The organism is Pseudomonas sp. MWU13-2517, from assembly GCF_023242545.1.
Classification (GTDB): Bacteria; Pseudomonadota; Gammaproteobacteria; order Pseudomonadales; family Pseudomonadaceae; genus Aquipseudomonas.
Map to the genome: position 1 here is coordinate 66968 of NZ_JALMFA010000007.1, position 21808 is coordinate 88775.

At 60.2% G+C, this 21808-nt stretch carries 18 protein-coding genes; 16 read left to right on the forward strand and 2 right to left on the reverse strand.

Annotated elements, in window-relative coordinates; translation table 11 throughout:
• The first annotated feature begins 46 nt into the window (after window positions 1–46).
• From M5B97_RS11795 to M5B97_RS11825, 7 genes are all read left to right on the forward strand, one after another.
• The gene (locus M5B97_RS11795) at window positions 47–502 is read left to right on the forward strand and encodes a flavodoxin (protein ID WP_134660231.1); all 456 of its coding nucleotides are present in this window, start codon (window positions 47–49) and stop codon (window positions 500–502) included.
• 210 nt (window positions 503–712) lie between these two features.
• A complete protein-coding gene (locus tag M5B97_RS11800; protein ID WP_248731557.1) occupies window positions 713–1495 on the forward strand; it encodes a class II aldolase/adducin family protein in 783 nt (260 codons plus the stop codon).
• Window positions 1495–2397 (forward strand): alpha/beta hydrolase, encoded by a 903-nt coding sequence (locus M5B97_RS11805; protein WP_134660230.1) that lies wholly within the window; start codon window positions 1495–1497, stop codon window positions 2395–2397. The genes M5B97_RS11800 and M5B97_RS11805 overlap by 1 nt, the downstream gene beginning before the upstream one ends.
• 118 nt (window positions 2398–2515) lie before the next feature.
• Entirely contained in the window at window positions 2516–3427 is a 912-nt protein-coding gene (locus M5B97_RS11810) for an SDR family oxidoreductase (RefSeq protein ID WP_123715947.1), read from the forward strand.
• A 497-nt stretch (window positions 3428–3924) separates the two neighbouring features.
• A complete protein-coding gene (locus tag M5B97_RS11815) occupies window positions 3925–5700 on the forward strand; it encodes a DUF1302 domain-containing protein (protein ID WP_134660273.1) in 1776 nt (591 codons plus the stop codon).
• 27 nt (window positions 5701–5727) lie between these two features.
• Complete coding sequence (locus tag M5B97_RS11820; RefSeq protein WP_123715949.1) at window positions 5728–7086, forward strand: DUF1329 domain-containing protein; 1359 nt, start codon at window positions 5728–5730, stop codon at window positions 7084–7086.
• Window positions 7087–7245: 159 nt separating this feature from the next.
• Window positions 7246–9741 (forward strand): LuxR C-terminal-related transcriptional regulator, encoded by a 2496-nt coding sequence (locus M5B97_RS11825; protein WP_248731558.1) that lies wholly within the window; start codon window positions 7246–7248, stop codon window positions 9739–9741.
• Here M5B97_RS11825 and M5B97_RS11830 read toward each other — a convergent pair.
• Window positions 9738–10613, reverse strand: coding sequence for an AraC family transcriptional regulator (locus M5B97_RS11830; protein ID WP_248731559.1), 876 nt, complete (start codon window positions 10611–10613; stop codon window positions 9738–9740). The two genes, M5B97_RS11825 and M5B97_RS11830, sit on opposite strands and share 4 nt — an antisense overlap.
• Window positions 10614–10749: 136 nt before the next feature.
• Here M5B97_RS11830 and M5B97_RS11835 point away from each other — a divergent pair, with 136 nt between their 5' ends.
• Complete coding sequence (locus tag M5B97_RS11835; protein ID WP_248731560.1) at window positions 10750–11652, forward strand: DMT family transporter; 903 nt, start codon at window positions 10750–10752, stop codon at window positions 11650–11652.
• Window positions 11653–11697: 45 nt separating this feature from the next.
• Here the strand turns inward: M5B97_RS11835 and norR are convergent, their stop codons facing one another.
• Complete coding sequence (norR, locus tag M5B97_RS11840) at window positions 11698–13224, reverse strand: nitric oxide reductase transcriptional regulator NorR (RefSeq protein WP_123715952.1); 1527 nt, start codon at window positions 13222–13224, stop codon at window positions 11698–11700.
• A 147-nt stretch (window positions 13225–13371) separates the two neighbouring features.
• Here norR and hmpA point away from each other — a divergent pair, with 147 nt between their 5' ends.
• From hmpA to queC, 8 genes are all read left to right on the forward strand, one after another.
• Window positions 13372–14550, forward strand: a complete 1179-nt coding sequence (gene hmpA, locus M5B97_RS11845; RefSeq protein WP_248731561.1) for an NO-inducible flavohemoprotein — start codon at window positions 13372–13374, stop codon at window positions 14548–14550.
• A 165-nt stretch (window positions 14551–14715) separates the two neighbouring features.
• Complete coding sequence (locus tag M5B97_RS11850) at window positions 14716–15222, forward strand: disulfide bond formation protein B (RefSeq protein WP_123715954.1); 507 nt, start codon at window positions 14716–14718, stop codon at window positions 15220–15222.
• A 793-nt stretch (window positions 15223–16015) separates the two neighbouring features.
• A complete protein-coding gene (gene cyoA, locus M5B97_RS11855) occupies window positions 16016–16957 on the forward strand; it encodes a ubiquinol oxidase subunit II (RefSeq protein ID WP_123715956.1) in 942 nt (313 codons plus the stop codon).
• A 3-nt stretch (window positions 16958–16960) separates the two neighbouring features.
• A complete protein-coding gene (gene cyoB / locus M5B97_RS11860) occupies window positions 16961–18979 on the forward strand; it encodes a cytochrome o ubiquinol oxidase subunit I (protein WP_134660224.1) in 2019 nt (672 codons plus the stop codon).
• A gap of 3 nt (window positions 18980–18982) precedes the next feature.
• Window positions 18983–19609, forward strand: coding sequence for a cytochrome o ubiquinol oxidase subunit III (locus M5B97_RS11865; protein WP_123714348.1), 627 nt, complete (start codon window positions 18983–18985; stop codon window positions 19607–19609).
• Window positions 19609–19944 carry a cytochrome o ubiquinol oxidase subunit IV gene (gene cyoD, locus M5B97_RS11870; protein ID WP_060754364.1) on the forward strand — a complete coding sequence of 112 codons (336 nt, stop codon included), beginning with the start codon at window positions 19609–19611 and terminating at the stop codon, window positions 19942–19944. Before M5B97_RS11865 ends, cyoD begins: the two co-directional genes overlap by 1 nt.
• Before the next feature lie 11 nt (window positions 19945–19955).
• Entirely contained in the window at window positions 19956–20843 is an 888-nt protein-coding gene (gene cyoE / locus M5B97_RS11875; RefSeq protein ID WP_060754363.1) for a heme o synthase, read from the forward strand.
• A 178-nt stretch (window positions 20844–21021) separates the two neighbouring features.
• Window positions 21022–21720 carry a 7-cyano-7-deazaguanine synthase QueC gene (gene queC / locus M5B97_RS11880; protein WP_134660223.1) on the forward strand — a complete coding sequence of 233 codons (699 nt, stop codon included), beginning with the start codon at window positions 21022–21024 and terminating at the stop codon, window positions 21718–21720.
• Window positions 21721–21808: the final 88 nt, after the last annotated feature.

The following is a 21808-nucleotide window of genomic DNA, read 5'->3' on the forward strand; positions in this document are numbered from 1 at the left end:
CAGCTGCTAATATCCCACGTTTTCGCTCAACTACAGGATCAGATTGATGAAAGTCGCCATCCTTTCCGGCTCGGTCTACGGCACGGCTGAAGAAGTCGCCCGCCACGCCGTCGGCATCCTCAACGCGGCCGGTTTTGAAGCCTGGCATAACCCTCGCGCCACCCTGGCCGACGTGCAGGCATTTGCCCCCGAAGCGTTTCTGGCGGTGACCTCCACCACTGGCATGGGTGAGCTGCCCGACAACCTGCAACCTCTGTATTCGAGCATTCGCGACCAACTGCCCGCCGCCTGGCGCGGCCTGCCCGGAGCCGTGATCGGCCTGGGCGACGCCAGTTATGGCGACACGTTCTGCGGCGGTGGCGAGCAAATGCGTGAGCTGTTCGCTGAGCTGGGCGTACGCGAGGTCCTGCCGATGCTGCGCCTGGACGCCAGCGAAAGCGTGACCCCCGAAGCCGACGCCGAACCGTGGCTGGCCGAGTTGGTCACCGCTCTGCGCGGTTGACCGCCAACGCCTGCCACAACGCCAGCCAGGTCGATGACGCCCGCCGCGCCTTTATTGGCGGCGTTTCTCTGACACGACTTGTACTATTCTCATGGCTGACTCGTTCAGTCATCAAGCTGGCTGGCAAGGCAACTCCGTGTGCCACGACGTCTGGCTAGACTGGCCCTTCACTCAAAAAATAATAAGAAGTGCGCCAAGGAGGTCGTTGCCGTGAGCCTAGCTCCCATTCAAACGTCACAGAATGTCAAAGATCAGGTCTGCGCTGCCGAATGGCAGACCCGCGTCGACTTGGCGGCCTGCTATCGCCTGGTGGCGTCGCATGGTTGGGATGACCTGATCTTCACTCATATTTCGGCCAAGGTGCCGGGCACCGATGACTTCCTGATCAACCCGTATGGGTTGATGTTCCACGAAATCACCGCTTCGAGCCTGGTCAAGGTCGATCAGGCCGGCAACAAGCGGATGGACAGCCCCTACGAGATCAACCCGGCGGGCTACACCATCCACAGTGCCATCCATGAAGTGCGCCACGACGTGGTCTGCGTGCTGCACACCCACACCGCTGCAGGTGTTGCCGTCTCTGCGCAGAAGCAAGGCGTGCTGCCCATCAGCCAGCAATCCTTGTTCGTGCTGTCGAGCCTGGCCTATCACGCCTATGAAGGCGTGGCGCTGAACCACGAGGAAAAGGCCCGCCTGCAGGCCGACCTGGGTGAAAACAACTTTCTGATGCTGCACAACCATGGGTTGCTCACCTGTGGCAGTACCATTGCCGACACCTTCCTGATGATGTTCACCTTCCAGCGTGCCTGCGATATCCAGGTACTGGCGCAAAACGGCAGCGCCGAATTGATTGCCATCGAGCCGCAAATCCTTGCCGGGGCCAAGGCGATGGTGGCGGCTGTCACAAAGAGCGCCCAGGGTATGGGAGGTGCACTGGCGTGGCCGGCGCTGTTGCGTAAATTAGACCTGCAGGATCCTGGGTATAAAAGCTGATGCCTCTTGCCGAAATCCCGCTCAGAGCCTGGCGCAAACGTAGCCAGGAGTTCGTCTTCCGTGGCTACCCGGTGCGTTACTGGGTGGCGGGGCAGGGCGAGCCGCTCTTGATGATCCATGGCTTCCCCACGGGGAGCTGGGACTGGCATTACCTGTGGCAGCCCCTGGCCCAGCGCAACCTGGTGATCGCCTGCGACATGCTCGGGTTTGGCGACTCGGCCAAACCGCTGGACCACGACTATTGCTTGTTGGAACAGGCGGATTTGCAGCAGGCGTTGCTCGCACACCTTGGAATAGAGCGACCCGTGCATGTACTGGCCCATGACTATGGCGACAGCGTCGCCCAGGAATTGCTCGCGCGCCATTACGAAGGCCGGTTTCAGATGGCCAGTTGTGTGTTCCTCAATGGTGGGCTGTTTCCGGAAACCCATCGGGCGGCCTTGGTGCAGAAATTGTTGCTGAGCCCGCTCGGCTGGATGATCGGCCGCACCTTTGGGCGCAATGCGATGGCCAACAGTTTCAATCAGATTTTTGGCCCGCACACTCGGCCCAGTGAAAGCGTGCTGGATGATTTCTGGAGCCTGCTCAATTGCAACGACGGCCCGCGCATCCTGCACAAACTGATCGCTTACATCCCACAGCGCCGCCGCCTGCGTGAGCGCTGGGTGGGCGCGATGCAACGTGACGCGGTGCCCCTGAGGGTGATCGACGGCGAAGTCGACCCGATCTCCGGTGCCCATATGGTGGCGCGTTATCAGCAGTTGGTGCCCCACGCCGATACGGTGCTGCTGGCGAAGATCGGCCATTACCCGCAGATCGAAGCCCCCGTGCAGGTGCTCAAACACTATTTGGCGTTTCGCGAGCGCATTGGCTCGTCTGAGTCACGTGCGGCCTGTTCCTGAGCGGCGTAATCATCCCGCTGCCTTATCGCGCACCATTCAGCCTCGGCTGACTTTATTGTGACCAGAGGCTGCGTGCCTGACACTAAGGCCATTCCCATTGTCGCCAGCGGAGTTCGGTATGAGTGAGTCAGTGCAGTTCCAGGATAAGGTCGTGATCGTCACCGGCGCCGGTGGCGGATTGGGCCGGGCCCATGCGCTGCTGTTCGCCGCACATGGGGCCAAAGTGTTGGTCAACGACCTGGGTGGCTCGACCCAGGGCGAAGGCGCCAATGCCTCGGCGGCTGACCGGGTGGTGGCTGAAATCCGTGCGGCGGGCGGCATTGCCGAAGCCAACCATGACTCCGTCACCGAGGGTGACAAGATCGTTCAGAACGCCCTCGACGCCTTCGGTCGCATCGACGTGGTGGTGAACAACGCCGGCATCCTGCGCGACAAGACCTTCCACAAAATGGACGACAGCGATTGGGACCTGGTTTACCGAGTGCATGTCGAAGGTGCCTATAAAGTCACCCGCGCAGCCTGGCCGCATATGCGTGAACAAGGCTATGGTCGGGTGATCTTCACCGCCTCGACTTCAGGCATCTACGGCAACTTCGGCCAGTCCAACTACGGCATGGCCAAGCTCGGTTTGTATGGCTTGACCCGCACGCTGGCGCTGGAAGGGCGCAAGAACAACATCCTGGTCAACGCCATCGCCCCCACCGGCGGCACCCGTATGACCGAAGGGCTGATCCCGCCGCAGGTGTTCGAACGCCTCAAGCCGGAACTGGTCAGCCCGCTGGTGGTGTACCTGGGCAGCGAGGCCTGCCAGGAAACCTCCGGGTTGTTCGAAGTGGGGGGCGGTTGGATCGGCAAAACCCGCTGGGAGCGCAGCCTGGGAGTGGGTTTTGATCCCGAAGCCGGCTTCTCGCCGGATGATGTGGCGGCGCACTGGGCGCAGATTTGCGACTTTGAGGGCGCCGTACACCCCAAGGACAATATCGAGGCATTGAAGGAGATGATGGCCAACTTGCAGAAATTCAGCCTCTGATCGTTGTTTGAAAAACACTCAATCCAACGGGGCGCTCATAGCGCCCCGTTTTATTGCAGGCATAAAAAAGGCCGCTGCAAAAGCAGCGGCCAAAGTAAGACGTTGGATCAAGGAGCGATAAATCAACGTCGGTGAACACCGGTAACAGATTGAATGTATTAGCCAATCCGTTGAAATCAGGCTTGTCTCCCGAAGCTGGGAGCGGGCTGTTTGCCCTGAAAGCCCGGTAAGAATAGTCCGTTGTAACGAAATGAGTAATAGCGGTTCGGGACAAGGACTGTTACCAGATTGGCAACAGTCGTCCATAGGCCATCCATCCCTCTGATAACCCGTCATCTATCCAATCCATGGCCCTGTACGCAGCCCGGCCAGAGCGCCTGTTCATCCTTTCGAGCGACAACGCGAATACCTCCTTGGTGCGCTTATCCCCCTTGGCGGGCGGCAGTAGGGTGGAGCCTTCTGTCACTCACCGGGGAAGACGCATGACAAAAACAACAATGCGCGCCATCTTCACGCCACAGGCGCTCGCTGCAGCGGTGGCACTGGGCTGCTGCGCCCAGGCCCAGGCTGTTTCGTTCAATATCGGCGAGATCGAAGGGCAATTCGATTCTTCGCTGTCGGTCGGCGCCAGCTGGGGCATGCGCGATGCCGACAAGAAGCTGGTTGGGGTTCCCAACGGCGGCACGGGGCAGGCATCCACCGGGGATGACGGGCGGCTGAACTTCAAGAAGGGCGAAACCTTCTCCAAGATCTTCAAGGGCATTCACGACCTGGAGCTCAAGTACGGCGACAGCGGCGTGTTCGTGCGCGGCAAGTACTGGTACGACTTCGAGCTGCAAGACGAAAACCGCGAATTCAAACAGATCAGCAATAACCACCGCGACGAAGGCGCGCGTTCTTCCGGCTACGAGCTGCTCGATGCGTTCGTGTATCACAACTATTCCATCGGCGACCTGCCAGGCGCTGTACGCGTGGGTAAACAGGTGGTGAGCTGGGGCGAGAGTACGTTTATCGGTAACTCGATCAACAGCATCAACCCCATCGACGTCTCGGCCTTCCGCCGGCCGGGCGCTGAAATCAAGGAAGGGCTGATCCCGGTCAACATGCTGTTCGCCTCCCAGAGCCTGACCAATCAGCTGTCGGTGGAAGGTTTCTACCAGTTGAACTGGGAAAATACCGTGGTGGATAACTGCGGCACCTTCTTCGGCAACGATGTGGTCGCCCATGGCTGCAACAACAATTACACCGTCGGCAGCCCGGCGATCGCGCCGTTGCAACCGGTGGCGGCGGCATTCGGCCAGGGTTTCCAGGTCACCCGCGAAGGCGTGGTGGTGCAGCGTGCCAAAGACCGTGAGGCGCGGGATGGCGGCCAGTTCGGTGCGGCCTTGCGCTGGCTGGGGGATGACACGGAATACGGCCTGTACTTCATGAACTACCACAGCCGCACGCCCACCGTGGGAACCCTCACCGCCAACACCAGCCTGGCCACCATCGGGCGTATCGCCAACGCCGCCAACGCCATTGCACCCGGCACCGGCGCGGGGCTGGCCCAGAGCACCATGCTCGGTCGCGGCCAGTATTACCTCGACTATCCCGAAGACATCCGCCTGTATGGCGCCAGCTTCTCCACCACCTTGCCCACCGGCACGGCCTGGACCGGAGAGATCAGCTACCGTCCCAATGCTCCGGTGCAGCTCAACACCACCGACCTGACCCTGGCCCTGGTCAACCCGATTGCCGGTAACACCGCGTCGCCGATCCGCAGCTCGTTCGGCTCCGACAACTCAGGTTATCGCCGCAAGGAAATCACCCAGATCCAAAGCACCATGACCCAATTCTTCGACCAGGTACTGGGCGCCGAACGCCTGACCTTGGTGGGCGAGGCGGCGTTCGTGCACGTCGGCGGTCTGGAAGCCAAAACCAAACTGCGCTACGGCCGCGACTCGGTGTTCGGTGCCTATGGGTTCCAAGGCGATACCGACGGTTTCGTCACCGCCAATTCCTGGGGTTACCGCGCCAGGGCGATCCTCGATTACAACAACGTGTTTGCCGGGGTGAACCTCAAGCCCAACCTGTCCTGGTCGCATGACGTCAGTGGCTACGGCCCCAACGGTATTTTCAACGAAGGCGCCAAGGCGATCAGCGTCGGGGTGGATGCGGACTATCGCAACACCTACACCGCCAGCCTCAGCTACACCGACTTCTTTGGCGGTGACTACAACACCCTGACCGACCGCGACTTTATCGCCCTCAGCTTCGGCGTGAACTTCTGATCTGGTTTTAAGGAAGGACAAGAACCTATGCGTAAGCTATTTGCAGTGATGGCGCTGAGTGTATTGGCCGCCAACGTGATGGCGGCGGTATCGCCCGAAGAAGCCGCCAAGCTGGGCACGACCCTGACCCCGGTCGGCGCGGAGAAAGCCGGCAACGCCGATGGCTCGATCCCGGCGTGGACCGGCGGCATCCCGAAAAATGCCGGAGCGGTGGACAGCAAGGGCTTCCTGGCCGACCCGTTCGCCAGTGAAAAACCTCTGTTCGTGATCACCGCGGCGACCGTGGATAAGTACAAGGACAAGCTCTCCGAAGGCCAGGTGGCGATGTTCAAGCGCTACCCCGAGACCTACAAGATCCCGGTATACCCGAGTCACCGCACGGTCAACCTGCCACCGGACATCTACGAGTCGATCAAGCGCAGTGCGCTGAACGTGCACACCATCAACGACGGCAACGGCCTGGAGAACTTCACCGGCAACCGTTACTACGCGTTCCCGATTCCCAAGAACGGCGTGGAAGTGTTGTGGAACCACATCACCCGTTACCACGGCGGTAATCTGCGGCGCATCATCACCCAGGCCACCCCGCAGACCAACGGCAGCTATACGCCGATCCGCTTCGAGGAAGAAGTGGCGGTGCCCCAGGCCATCCCTGATATCGACCCGGCCAAGGCGGCCAACGTACTGAGCTTCTTCAAGCAATCGGTGACCGCGCCGGCACGCCTGGCGGGCAACGTGCTGCTGGTGCACGAAACCCTCGACCAAGTGAAAGAGCCGCGCCTGGCCTGGATCTACAACGCCGGCCAGCGGCGGGTGCGGCGTGCGCCGCAAGTGTCGTATGACGGCCCGGGCACGGCCTCCGACGGCCTGCGCACCACCGACAACTTCGATATGTTCTCCGGCGCTCCCGACCGTTATGACTGGAAGCTGGTCGGCAAAAAAGAGATGTACATCCCCTACAACAGCTACAAGCTCGATTCGCCGACCCTCAAATACGACGACATCATCAAGGCCGGGCATATCAACCAGGACCTCACACGCTACGAACTGCACCGGGTGTGGGAAGTGGTCGGCACGGTCAAGCCGAGCGAGCGGCACATCTATGCCAAGCGCCACATGTATATCGACGAAGACAGTTGGCAAGTCGCACTGGTGGACCACTACGACGGCCGTGGTCAACTGTGGCGCGTCGCCGAAGGCCATGCGCAGTTCTACTACGACCACCAGGTGCCGGCCTACACCGTGGAAACCCTGTACGACATCATCGCCGGGCGCTACATCGCCCTGGGCATGAAGAACGAGGAGAAGAGCAGTTTCGTGTTCGGCTTTGCGGCCAAGGCGGCGGATTACACCCCGGCGGCGTTGCGGTCCGAGGGCGTCCGGTAATAGCGATGTGAATGCAATCGACGTGTGGGAGAGGGCTTGCTCCCTCCCACATTGGGTTCCATGCATGGCTGACAATCAGCGTGCTGAATACTTCTTCAACAACCACCGACCACAGGACTAGGGTAGGGCACAGATAACAATAAAAAGCAGGATGCAGCAATGACTGCCATGACACGCTGCCTGGACCGTCCCGGATTCATGCCACGGCTGTCCGCCCATCATCTGTTGCGCCCGCGCCTGGCCGAGCCGTTGCTGGCCGCGTCGGCGAGGGTCAAGCTGCTGTGTGCCCCCGGTGGCAGCGGCAAAAGTGCGCTGTTGGCCGAGTGTGCATTGCAGGCGCCGGCGGGGTGCCAGGTCTATTGGCTGCCACTCAATGGCGCCGCTCTCACGCCTTTGGATTTCTGCCGACGGTTGGCGCAGAACCTGGGCGTGTCCTTTATCGACGAGGCCACGTTGTTGCTCGACCTTGGCCGCTGGCAGCACCCGGGCTGGGTGTTCCTCGATGATTTTTGCCGTCTGCCCGCCCCCGAGCTGGACGCCTTGCTTGACCGCCTGCTCAGCGCCGCCGGCCCGGCACTCACCTGGTGGCTCGGCGCGCGGCGGCGACCGGCGTGCAACTGGTCACGCCTGCTGCTCGACGATGAACTCTTGGAGTGCAATGAGCTGCTGTTCAGCTCTGCGGAAATCCAGCCATTGCTCGGCGCCGGGCATACCCTGGACCGTGTGATGCAGTTCAGTGGCGGTTGGTGCGCCGGGGTGCGCATCGCGTTGCTAGGCGACGGCCATCCCGACAAAACCTTGCTCGACTACCTGCAACATGAGCTGTTCAGCACCTTGACGCCCGAGCTGGCCGAAGCCTGGCGCGTGCTGGCGCATTTGCCACGATTCAATCCGGGGTTGTGTGAGCACCTGTTCGGCTTTGGTGACGGTGACCACTACCTGCGGGAGTTGCAGGCCCTCGGTGCCTTTATCCAGCCCTGGGAAGACACCCCGGACTGGCTGCAGGTGTTCCCGCCGTTGGCGCGATTGCTGCGCGAGGCGCCCTGGCCGGCCAAACGCTCCTGGCATCGGCGCGCCTGCCAATGGTTTACCGGCGAGCGTGATTGGCAAGCGGCTTTTGAACAGGCGCTGCTCGCTGAAGAGTACGAAGTGGCGGTGAGCTTGTTGCAGCATTTCAGTTTCGAGGATTTGTTCCGTGGGGAAAACGCTGTGCTGTTGTTGCGTTTGCATGAGCAGCACGGTGATGAATTGATGTTGGGCTCGACGCAACTGGTCGGGTTGGTGACGGCAGCGTTGCTGTTTGCCGGGCGCTTTGAACAAGCGGGTGTGTGTATCGACCAGCTTGCACGGTTTGCTCCGCAGCCGACGGCAGCGCAACAGCGCCTTTTGTTGGCGCGCTGGCAGGCGCAATGGGGCTGGCTGTTGCATTTGGGCGGCGATGCCGAGCGCTCCCGCGAACATTTTCTGGAGGCGCTGCAAGCCTTGCCCGACAGCGCCTGGACCTCGCGTTTGATGTGCCTGTCGGGCCTGACCCAGCAAGCGTTGCTGCGCGGCGAACTGGACGTGGCCCAAGCCTTGAGCCGCGAGGCCCTGTGCCTGGCCCGCGCCCATGATTCGCTGGTCCTGGAGGCCTTGCTTGAGCTGGATCACGCTCAACTGCTGGAGCAGCGCGGTGCGCCATATCGGGCACAAAGCCTGCTGGAAACGGTACAGGCGATGCTGGTTCGCCAGCGCCTCAAGGCCGGGCCGCTGGCCGGGCGTATCGCTCTGCGACGTGGGCACCTGGCGTTGCGCCAAGGGCAAGACGCCCTGGCGAGCGAGTGTTTCACTGAAGGCTTGAACCTGTGCCTGCACAGCCACGACAAGCGCGTGCTGTATGGGTTTCTCGGCTTGGCGCTGCTGGCGGCCAATCGTGGCGATTACGCCCAGGCTTTTATCCAGTTGCGTGACGCCGAGCGATTGATGCAGCAACGCCAGGTACCGGACACGGTGTACCGCGCCGTGCTGTTGTTGGTCAGTGGGCACTTCTGGCTGCAGCAGGGGCGGGCTGAATTGACGGTGGAAGCGGTGCGTCGGGTATTGCGTCACTTTCGTGGCCCCCGGGCGCTCCAGGCGCCGCCGGCCACCCTGGAACTGGTGCCGCGCCTGGAATACCTGCTGGTGCTGGCCGAGGTCAAGCTGGGCTGCGCCGATCAACCCATCGCGCGGCTCAATGCCTTGCTCGACACCACTCGACAACGCGGCATGCTGTGCCTGGAAACCGAGTTACACCTGGCGCTGGGTGAAGTGGCCTGGCAGTTGGGCGATTCGACCCTGGCTCGCCATGCGCTGCAAACCGGGCAGGCACTGGCGCAGCGTTGCCAGATACAACAGGCGCTGCGCGAGCTGCGCTTGCGCTCGCCCGGGCTGTTGAGCGAATTGGGCCTGGAGACGCACGCGACACCGACGGGCGCGACGGACAATCCCCTGAGCCAGCGTGAGCTGGAAGTGTTGCAGCTGATCGCCCTGGGCAACTCCAACCTGGAAATCGCCGACCGCCTGTTTATTTCCCTGCACACCGTCAAGACCCACGCGCGGCGCATCCATAGCAAACTTGGCGTGGAGCGGCGCACCCAGGCGGTGGCCAAAGCCAAGACGTTGGGCTTGATGACCTAGGCGCGCAATGCCTGGCGGTATTCTCCGGGCGTGGCGCCCACCGCCTGGCGAAAACGATGGGTGAAGTGGCTGGCGCTGGAAAAGCCGCACATCCAGGCGATTTCGCTCAATGGCAACGCACCGCCACGCAGAAGGGCTTGCGCGCGGGCCAGGCGTCGCGCCAAGAGATATTGATGGGGCGGCAGGCCGAAGCTTTGACGGAACATCCGCGCAAAATGGTATTCCGACAGCGCACACAGTCCGGCCAGTTGCCCCAGGCTGATCGCGTCTTCCAGGTGGTGGTCGATGTACGCCGTCAACAGCCGGCGCTGGTAGGCCGCCAGCCCGCCTTTCAAGCGCAGTCCGTCGCGTGCGCCGACCTGGCTGAGCAGGGTATGGCTGAGCATTTCATGGGCCAGGCTGCTGGTCAGCAGGCGCTCGGCGGGCTCATGCCAGTTGAGGGCGACCAACTGGTGAAAACGTCGGGCCTGGGCGGCGTCCTCGAGAAAGGTGCTTTCGCGCAATTGCAGCGCGCGCGGCTCGCGGTCGAGCAGGGTGACGCAACCAAGGGCAAATTGCTCCGGGCTGAAATACACATGGGCCAGGCGGATTTCGCCGTTGATCACCCAGGCCGACTGGTGCTCGGCGGGCAGGATGCACAGCTTGTCGGGGCCACCCTTGGTGCCCGGCTGGTCACGCCGAAACGTGCCGGTGCCGCCGCCGATGTAGCAGGACAGGGTGTGATGGCCGGGCGCCTGGTAATCCTGGGCATCGTGGTGGTTGCTCCACACGGCCGCAGACAAACCGTCACCGAGCTCGGCGCAGGCTTCCAGGCGTGCGTTGGGCGAGCGGTTAAGGGACTGAAAGACTTGCAGGGTTTCCAGGGCTGGCATGGCGTATTCTCCGACGCCTTGCATCCTACTCCGGGCGGCTGGCGCTGTGATCCCACCGCCCGACAAAAGCGCAAGAATCTGCAAGTGCATTGCGCGGATAGGCGGTGACACTGTGGCTCTATCGACGGAGCCCGCTATGAACCTTTTCCTGTATTTACTCACGGTGCTGATCTGGGGCACCACTTGGATCGCCCTCAAGTGGCAGTTGGGCGTGGTGGCGATTCCGGTGTCGATCGTCTATCGCTTCGGCCTGGCGGCGTTGGTGTTGTTTGCGCTGTTGCTGCTCAGCCGCAAGCTGCAGGTGATGAGCCGGCGCGGGCACCTGATTTGCCTGGCCCAGGGGGTGTGCCTGTTCTGCGTCAACTTCATGTGTTTTCTTACCGCCAGCCAGTGGATTCCCAGCGGGTTGGTGGCGGTGGTGTTTTCCACGGCCACGCTGTGGAATGCGCTGAATGCCCGAGTGTTCTTCGGCCAACGGGTGGCGCGTAACGTGTTGATGGGCGGGGCGCTGGGGCTGCTGGGGCTGGGCTTGCTGTTCTGGCCGGAGGTGGTCGGGCATACCGCCAGCCCGCAGACCTTGCTCGGCCTGGGCTTGGCCTTGCTCGGCACGATGTGCTTTTCGGCGGGCAACCTGTTATCGAGCCTGCAGCAGAAGGCCGGGCTCAAGCCGTTGACCACCAATGCGTGGGGCATGGCGTATGGCTCGGCGATGCTGGCGACCTACTGTGTCGTGCGCGGTATACCGTTCGATATGGATTGGAGCGCGCGTTATATCGGCGCCCTGTGGTACCTGGTGATTCCGGGTTCGGTGATCGGCTTTACCGCCTACCTCACGCTGGTCGGCCGCATGGGCCCGGAGCGCGCGGCGTACTGCACGGTGCTGTTTCCGGTGGTAGCGCTGAATGTGTCGGCGTTTGCCGAAGGCTATCAATGGACCGCCCCGGCGTTGATGGGGTTGGTGCTGGTGATGTTGGGCAATGTGCTGGTGTTCAGAAAGCCCAAGCCGCTTAACGCCGGCCTCAGGGCACAGCAAATCTGATGCGGGAGGCGGGCTTGCTCCCACATCTTGACCGAGGTAAGCGCGCTATTTGAGCCCCAGGCGCCTGGCCATGCGGCCCAGGTTGGCGCGGTCCATGCCCAGTTCACGGGCGGCGCCTGCCCAGTTGTGCTGATGGCGTTCCAGGCAGGCGCCGATGAGCTGGCGCTGATAGTGTTCGGTGGCCTGGCGCAGGTCGCCGGTGACGCCAGGGGCGGGTTCGGGCTGCGTTTCGATCACCGGCGGCGTGCTGATGTCGGGCAGGTCCAGGTCCTGCGCACTCAAGCTCAGGATCTTCGGACGCTCACGATAATGACCCAGGGCCTTGAGGGCGCTGCGCCCGATCAAATGCTCCAGCTCCCGCACATTGCCCGGCCAGTTGTAGGCCAACAGTGCCGCCTGGGCATCGCTGCTCAGGCGCAGGCTGCCCAAACCCATGCGTGAGCGGTTCTGCTCCAGGAAGAACCCCGCCAACAGCAACACGTCGCGGCCACGCTCGCGCAACGCTGGTACTTGCAGCGGGTACACGCTCAGCCGGTGATAAAAGTCGGCGCGGTAGCGGCCATTGCGCACTTCCTCGGCCAGGTCGCGGTTGGTCGCGGCGATCAGGCGCACGTCAACCTGGTGTTCTTTGTCGGAACCCAGGCGCTGCAATTGGCCGCTTTGCAGTACGCGTAGCAGTTTGGCTTGCACGGCCAGCGACAATTCGCCCACTTCGTCGAGGAACAAGGTCCCGCCGTTGGCCAGCTCGAACTTGCCCCGGCGTTCGTTCAGTGCACCGGTAAAGGCACCGCGCACATGCCCGAACAGTTCGCTCTCCACCAGCGTATCCGGCAAGGCAGCGCAGTTGAGGCTGATCATCGGTTTGTCGGCACGCAGCGAAGCCGCATGGATAGCTTGGGCCACCAGTTCCTTGCCAACCCCGGTTTCGCCGGTGATCAACACCGTGAGATCGCTGCCGCCCACCAGCTTGATCTCTTCCACCAAACGTTTATGGGGTTTGCTCTGCCCGATCATTTCCTTGTGCTGCTGGCCACTGGCTTCGCGGTAGATCTCGGCGCGCAGGGTCAGATGCTCGATACGTTCGGCCACATTGACGGTGGCGGCCGCGAGGCTGGCGAAGGCTTGCAGGGCCTCCAATTCAACGCGCTCGAAGCGCTCGGTATCCAACGCATCAAGGGTCAGCAGGCCCCAGGGGCGGTCGCCGACAAACAGCGGGCAACCCATGCAGTCGTGTACTTGCAGATGCCCGTGCAAACCCTCGACCAACCCGTCGTAAGGGTCGGGCAGTTCGCTGTCACTGTCGAAGCGGGTCGGGCCAGGGCTGCTCAGCAGTACGGCAAACCGCGGGTGTTCGTTGACCTTGAAGCGCCGACCCAGGGTATCGGGGCTCAAGCCGTCCACTGCCAAGGGCACCAGCCATTCGCCGTCCAGGCGCAGCAACGCGGCGGCATCGCACGGCAGCAAGGCGCGCATGGCTTGCAGCAGGCGGCGGTAGCGTTCGCCTTCGGGCAACTCGCGGGACAGGTCGGCGACCAGAGGCAGCAGGGTTGTGAGCAACGAGTGTGCAGTCATAATGACTCCTTGTAGTCTTTATGACTATAGAGTGTCGGAAGTCATACTGACTACATAATATTTAACTCATTGAAAAATAAAGATAAATAACTTGGCACGAATACTGAGTAAGACAGGGTAATCAGTAAAAATACCCAGGAGTCAGCCATGCTTAGTGCCCAAGACCGTGCAATCGTCAAATCCACCGTGCCCCTGTTGGAAAGCGGCGGCGAAGCCCTGATCACCCATTTCTATCGCATGATGCTCAGCGAGTATCCAGAGGTTCGCCCGCTGTTCAACCAGGCCCACCAAGCCAGCGGCGACCAGCCTCGGGCCCTGGCCAATGGCGTGTTGATGTACGCGCGGCATATCGATCAGTTGGATCAACTCGGCGATCTGGTGGCGAAGATCATCAACAAGCACGTGGCCTTGCAGATTTTGCCGGAACACTACCCGATCGTCGGTAACTGCCTGCTGCGCGCCATCGCTGAAGTGCTGGGCAGCGAGATCGCCACCCCTGAAGTGATCAGTGCCTGGGGCGCGGCTTATGGTCAGTTGGCGGACATCCTGATCGGCGCCGAAGCCGCCATCTACGACGAAAAAGCCCAGGCCCCGGGCGGCTGGCGCGGTGCGCGGCCGTTTATCCTGGTCAAGCGGGTGGAGGAGAGCGACGAGATCAGCTCCTTCTATTTCGCCCCGGTGGACAATGGCCCGATCCTGGCGGCCGCACCTGGGCAATACATCGGCATGAAGCTGGTGCTCGACGGCGAGGAAATGCGCCGCAACTATTCCCTGTCGGCCCTGACCGATAACGGCCTGTACCGCATCAGCGTCAAGCGTGAAGCCAATGGGCGGGTCTCCAATTACCTGCATGACCAGATACACGTCGGCGCGACCATCGACCTGTTTCCGCCTGCGGGTGAGTTCACCCTGGCGGCCAGCGCCAAGCCGCTGGTGCTGATCAGCGGTGGGGTGGGCATCACACCGACCTTGCCGATGCTCGAAGCGGCCCTGGCGACAGAGCGGCCGGTGCATTTTATTCACTGTGCACGTAACGGCGGGGTGCATGCGTTTCGTGACTGGGTGGATGGCCTGGCGGCCCGGCATCCGCAGCTCAAGCGCTTCTATTGCTATGCCGAGGATGACGGTGTGAGCGTGGCGGACAAAGTGGGCATGCTGACCCAGGAGCAACTGGCGGCGTGGTTACCCGAGCAGCGTGATGTGGATGCTTACTTCCTTGGCCCTAAAGGGTTCATGGCGGCGATCAAGCGCCACCTCAAGGCGTTGGGTGTGCCGGAAAACCAAAGCCGCTACGAATTCTTCGGTCCGGCGGCGGCCTTGGAATAAGCGCTGAAGCTCGGCACTGTCCAAAATCATGTGGGAGGAGGGCAGCCCCTTCCCACATTCAGTTCGGCATTTCTCTCGATTAATCCCCTGTTAACCGTGCTCTGTTTAAACGGTGGCCTGTGTGTAAACTTGCGGCCATTGGCACAACGAAAAAGGGAAACGGGGATGAGTGACGAATTGCGTTTAGGCAGGGAGCGACGCTTTCTGGTGTTGCTGGGCATCATCTGCCTGGCGCTGATCGGCGGGGCGCTGTACATGCAAGTGGTGTTGGGTGAGGCTCCGTGCCCGCTGTGCATCCTGCAACGCTATGCCTTGCTGTTGATCGCGGTGTTCGCGTTCATCGGCGCAGCCATGCGCACCCGGGGGGCGCTCACGTTTTTCGAAGGGCTGGTGGTGCTCAGTGCCCTGGGCGGCGTCGCAGCCGCTGGCCATCATGTGTACACCCAGTTCTTCCCCGAGGTCAGCTGCGGTGTGGATGTACTGCAGCCGATTGTCGATGAACTGCCCCTTGCGAAGGTGTTCCCCCTGGGTTTCCAGGTGGATGGCTTTTGCAGCACGCCGTACCCGCCGATACTCGGTCTGTCCCTGGCGCAATGGGCGCTGGTGGCGTTCGTGCTGACGGTGATCCTGGTGCCTCTGGGCATTTACCGTAACCGCCAACGCAGCAACTGAGTCACACACGTAAAACGCCCCGGTCTTCCTTGAAGGAAGGCCGGGGCGTTTTGCTTTGTAGGGATTTTGTGAAACTGCCGTGACAAGGAGCAATTTCAGGTGTGCGCAGCATGCGACATGTTGTCACACGGATGCTGTCGCAGGACGTTTTTGAGCCGCCATACGGGCCATTAAATTTGCGCCTGGCGCGCAAATTGTGCTGTCAGTTCGTGGCGTGTGGGACAGCACAAAGCTCGCTGGGTTCCAGCGCCAGGGGCGTCGGCGAATGCCTTGTTTTATGGGGACTTGCTTGCGTTTACCATGCCCTTACAGCCTGTAAGGGATGTGGCCCTTTGCCTAATAACACGGCAATTTTTGTGGTTTTTGTTGAGAATCGAACGCGATAAGATCGCGAACCTTTGCAAGAATGGTGAATGATTATTGCTGGAATCGATAAAAATTATTTCTTTATAAGACATGGTTTATACATCGCTAGCTAACTACAATCGCCCGCACTGAATGTCCGGTGCTGTTCAATATTTGAGCATTGGAGCGGTCGAGGAGCAGATGGAAGGCTCTGTGCGACCCCAGGTTCCGGCAGCCTTTCAACTATCCGCACCAAATGGAATTGGTCTGTAACAAGGCCTTTAGCCACGAAATCGAATAAGAACTCACTGCAGGTCCGTGAAACGCTCATATATGACGTGATGGGCAGGCTCTTATTCAATCGAAGAGAAATGCCAACCCTTGGCAGGGTGAAGTGTTGGCGATCAAAACCCAACTGCATTGCGCAAGCTGCTTTAGAGGTCGTGAGATGAGTAAAAACAGGTACCCCCGATTACTAGGCTTTTTGCCGCTGCTTGGCATGCTGTTAATGCTGGGAGGCTGCAAGTGGACCTTGCTCGACCCAAAAGGACAGGTCGGTCTGGATGAACGAAACCTGATCATCACCGCCACCCTGCTGATGCTGCTGGTCGTGGTCCCTGTGATCATCATGACCTTCGCCTTCGCCTGGAAATACCGTGCGTCGAACACCAGCGCTACCTACGCGCCGAAGTGGTCGCACTCCACCAAGATCGAAATCGCGGTGTGGCTGGTCCCGATCCTCATCATCATTGCCTTGGGTTATGTGACCTACAAGTCCACCCACGCATTGGACCCATACCGTCCGCTGGAATCCGACGCCAAGCCGATCAACATCGAAGTGGTCGCGCTGGACTGGAAGTGGCTGTTCATCTACCCGGACCTGGGTATCGCCACCGTCAACAAGATCGTATTCCCGGAGCACACCCCGGTTAACTTCAAGATCACCTCCGACGCCGTGATGAACTCGTTCTTCATCCCAGCCCTGGGCGGTCAGATCTACGCGATGGCAGGCATGCAGACCAAGCTGCACCTGATCGCCAACCAGAAAGCTGAAATGGAAGGCATCTCCGCCAACTACAGCGGCGCTGGCTTCACCGGCATGAAATTCAAAGCGATCTCGACGAGCCAGGAAGATTTCAACGCCTGGGTAGCCGAAGTCAAGGCCGCACCTAAACAGCTTGATCAAGCTGAATACGACGCCCTGGCCAAACCAAGCCAGAACAACCCAGTCGCTCTGTACTCCGCGTATGAGCCGAACCTGTTTCAGAAAATCGTCGACAAGTACGAAGGTATGAAGCCAGGCAAGCCGGTCAAGCACGAGAAGAAAGAAGTGGCCGTGGTTGAAGGTTCTGACATGGGCTCGCATTCAACTGCTGGGGCAGAGGAGTAAACGATGTTTGGTAAATTAAGTTGGGATGCGGTGCCGTTCCACGAGCCGATCGTAATGGTGACTATCGCCATGATCGCGCTGGGTGGACTGGCCCTTGTTGCGGGTATCACGTACTTCAAGAAGTGGTCCTACCTGTGGACCGAGTGGCTGACCTCGGTCGACCACAAGAAAATCGGCGTCATGTACGTCATCGTTGCCATGGTCATGCTGCTGCGTGGTTTTGCCGACGCCATCATGATGCGTACCCAGTTGGCCATGGCCACCGAGGGTTCGCCTGGCTACCTGCCGCCTGAACACTATGACCAGATCTTCACCGCCCACGGTGTGATCATGATCATCTTCATGGCGATGCCATTCTTCACCGGCTTGATGAACCTTGCCTTGCCGCTGCAGATCGGTGCGCGTGACGTTGCCTACCCGTTCCTGAACTCCCTGAGCTTCTGGCTGCTGGTTTCCGGCGTGGTGCTGATCAACGTTTCCCTGGGCGTCGGCGAATTCGCCAAGACCGGTTGGGTTGCGTATCCGCCATTGTCGGGCATTCAGTACAGTCCGGGCGTGGGTGTGGACTACTACATCTGGGCGCTACAGTTATCAGGGCTCGGGACGACGCTGACGGGGGTCAACTTCCTGGCCACCGTCCTGAAAATGCGCGCCCCTGGCATGAAACTGATGGACATGCCGATCTTCACCTGGACCTGCACCTGGGCAAACGTCCTGATCGTGGCTTCGTTCCCGATCCTGGCCGCTACCATGGCGCTGCTGTCGCTTGACCGTTACCTGGATTTCCACATTTTCACCAACGAACTTGGTGGCAATCCAATGATGTACGTGAACCTGTTCTGGGCATGGGGTCACCCTGAGGTGTACATCCTGATCCTGCCAGCGTTCGGTATCTTCTCCGAAGTGATCTCGACCTTTACCGGCAAGCGCCTGTTCGGTCACCACTCGATGGTCTACGCCTCCGGCGCGATCTCGATCCTGGGCTTCATGGTTTGGCTGCACCACTTCTTCACCATGGGTTCGGGTGCCAGCGTCAACGCCTTCTTCGGCCTGGCGACGATGCTGATTTCCATCCCGACGGGAGTGAAGCTATTCAACTGGCTGTTCACCATCTACCACGGCCGTCTGCGTATCACCAGCCAGGTTCTGTGGACCCTGGGCTTCATGGTGACCTTCGCCATCGGCGGCATGACCGGCGTACTGCTGGCCATTCCGGGTGCTGACTTCGTACTGCACAACAGCCTGTTCGTGATCGCTCACTTCCACAACGTGATCATCGGTGGTGCTGTATTCGGCTACATCGCTGGTTTCGCCTTCTACTTCCCTAAAGCGTTCGGCTTCAAGCTGCACGAAGGTTGGGGCAAGGCTGCGTTCTGGTTCTGGATCTCGGGCTTCTTCGTCGCGTTCATGCCGCTCTATGCACTGGGCTTCATGGGAATGACCCGTCGTCTGAACGCCACCACCAACCCTGAGTGGGTGCCGTACCTGTACGTCGCCATGTTCGGTGCGGTGATGATCGCCGTAGGTATCGCCTGCCAGCTGATCCAGCTGTACGTCAGCGTGCGTGATCGCAAGCAGAACATGTGCGAATCCGGTGACCCATGGAACGGCCACACCCTGGAATGGTCGACCTCGTCGCCACCTCCGTTCTACAACTTCGCCGTGATCCCTACTGCGAACACCATTGATGCGTTCACCGAAGCCAAGGAAGACGGTACTGCGTACCAGAAGCCCAAGCACTACGAACCGATCCACATGCCAAACAACACCGCCACTGGCGTGGTGATGGGCGGCCTGCTGACCGTGTTCGGTTTCGCGATGATCTGGCACATCTGGTGGCTGGCAATCGTGAGCCTGGTCGGCACTATCGGTTACTTCATCATCCACGCTGCCCGTGATGATCAAGGCTACATGGTGCCGGTCGAGACGATCGAGCGCATCGAAGCCGAGCAGCACGCTCGCCTGGTAGCCGAGAAGAAGATTCCGGCCAACCGTGTAGAAACCTCGTTGGAACAGGCTTAAACCATGTCGAACTTAGTGACCAATGCTGGACACGCCCATGTCGATGACCATGGGCACGATGACCATCACCACGACTCGGGGCCAATGACCGTTTTCGGTTTCTGGCTCTACCTGATGACCGACTGCATCTTGTTTGCGTCGATCTTCGCGGTGTACGCGGTACTGGTAAACAACACTGCCGGTGGCCCGTCGGGCCACGACATCTTCGAACTGCCTTATGTGCTCGGCGAAACCGCCTTGCTGTTGTTCAGTTCGATTACCTACGGCTTCGCCATGTTGGCCTTCTACAAGGGCAACAAGAAAGGCGTACTGAGCTGGCTGGCACTGACCTTCCTGTTCGGCCTGGGCTTCATCGGCATGGAAGTCAACGAGTTCCACCTGCTGATCTCCGAAGGCTACGGCCCGCACCGTTCCGGCTTCCTGTCCGCGTTCTTCACGCTGGTAGGCACCCACGGTCTGCACGTATCGGCAGGTCTGCTGTGGATGGCGGTGATGATGTATCAGGTCAATAAGCACGGCCTGACCAACACCAACAAGACTCGCCTGAGCTGCCTGAGCCTGTTCTGGCACTTCCTGGACGTGGTCTGGATCTGCGTATTCACCGTTGTCTACCTGATGGGGACTCTGTAATGGCTAATGCACACTCCCATGACAGCCACGATGCAAGCCACGGCAGCGTCAAGTCTTACGCTATCGGCTTCATCCTGTCGGTCATCCTGACCCTGATCCCGTTCGGCCTGGTGATGTACCCAACCTTGCCGAAGTCGATCACCTTGATGATCGTCCTGGCGTTCGCAGTGATTCAGGTTCTGGTTCACCTGGTTTACTTCCTGCACCTAGACCGCTCTGCGGCCCAGCGTGAGAACGTGATTGCGTTCGTGTTCGCAGGCCTGGTGATCGTTCTGCTGGTTGGTCTGTCGCTGTGGATCATGTTCAGCATCCACACCTACATGATGGCGAAGTGAGGTAAGACCCGATGTCGCTTAAGCACTTTATCCAAATCACCAAACCGGGGATCATTTTCGGTAACGTGCTTTCTGTGGCGGGCGGTTTCTTCCTGGCCTCCAAGGGGCATGTCGATCTGGCCATTTTCTTGGCTGCAATGATCGGCACGTCCCTGGTGGTAGCTTCCGGTTGTGTCTTCAACAACTGCATCGACCGTGACATCGATATCAAGATGGAGCGCACCAAGAACCGCGTGCTGGTCCAGGGGCTTATTTCCCTGAAGCTGGCACTGGTTTACGCGACCGTCCTGGGTGTTGCCGGTGTGGCACTGTTGTACAAGGTGGCCAACCCGTTGGCGGCGCTGTTTGCCGTGATCGGCTTTGTCATCTACGTCGGCCTCTACAGCCTGTACCTCAAGCGCAAGTCGGTTCACGGCACGCTGGTGGGCAGTCTGTCGGGGGCGATGCCACCGGTGATTGGTTATGTGGCTGTGACCAATAGCTTCGACATGGCCGCGCTGACGCTACTGGTGATGTTCAGCCTGTGGCAGATGCCGCATTCCTACGCCATCGCGATTTTCCGCTTCAATGACTACCTGGCTGCGTCGATTCCGGTTCTGCCGGTCAAGCGTGGCATCCAGGTGGCCAAGAAACACATCCTGCTCTACATCCTGGCCTTCCTCCTGGCGACCTTGATGTTGACCTTCAGTGGCTACGCCGGCATGAGCTACCTCGCCGTTGCGGCCGCCATGGGCATGTACTGGTTGTACATGGCCTGGACCGGTTACAAGGCGGTGGATGACACCGTCTGGGCGCGCAAGCTGTTCGTGTTCTCGATCTTCACCATCACCGCGCTGAGCGTGATGATGTCCCTGGATTTCCAAGTACCGAAAGAGCTGTTGCTGACCTACGCACACTGAGTCGATGGATGAAAAACGACCCCGCCTTCGCAAGAAGCGCGGGGTTTTTTGTATTTTGGCTTGTCCGCGAAAAACCTGAGGGTGTCGTGCCAAACCGGGCACGCTGCGTTATCGTTGCCGTTTTTCGCGAGCAAGCTCGCTCCTACACCCACATTCTACAAATGCAGGAAGCGCAGAGATGAGTAAAAAAGCCGTTATGGTATTCAGTGGCGGGCAGGATTCGACGACCTGTCTGATTCAGGCATTGCCACTGTATGACGAAGTGCACTGCATTACCTTCGATTACGGCCAGCGCCACGTGGCGGAAATTGAAGTCGCCCAGCAGCTTGCCAAGCAGTTGGGCGCCACCGTTCACAAAGTGATGGATGTGTCCTTGCTCAACGAGCTGGCCATCAGCAGCCTGACCCGCGACAACATCCCGGTGCCGACCGTCAACAGCTCGGGCGAGAGCCTGCCGAGCACCTTTGTGCCGGGGCGCAACATTCTGTTCCTGACCCTGGCGGCGATCTACGCCTATCAGGTGAAGGCCGAAACCGTGATTACCGGTGTATGCGAAACCGACTTCTCGGGTTATCCCGATTGTCGCGATGAGTTCGTCAAGGCACTGAACAAAGCGCTGGAACTGGGCATGGAATACAAACTGCGCCTGGACACCCCGTTGATGTGGCTGAACAAGGCCGAGACCTGGGCACTGGCGGACTATCACAACCAGTTGGAGCTGGTCCGCCACAACACCCTGACTTGCTACAACGGCATCATCGGCACGGGTTGCGGTCATTGTGACGCGTGCAACCTGCGCGCTCGCGGCTTGAATGAGTACCTGCAGAACAAGACCGACGTGATGCAGAGCCTCAAGCAGAAGTTGCAGCTGAATTAAGTCATTCCCGCGAGCAACCGCTCACCCGTGGCGAGGGAGCTTGCTCCCGCTGGACTGCGTAGCAGGCCCAGTCTTTTCAAACCAAAAG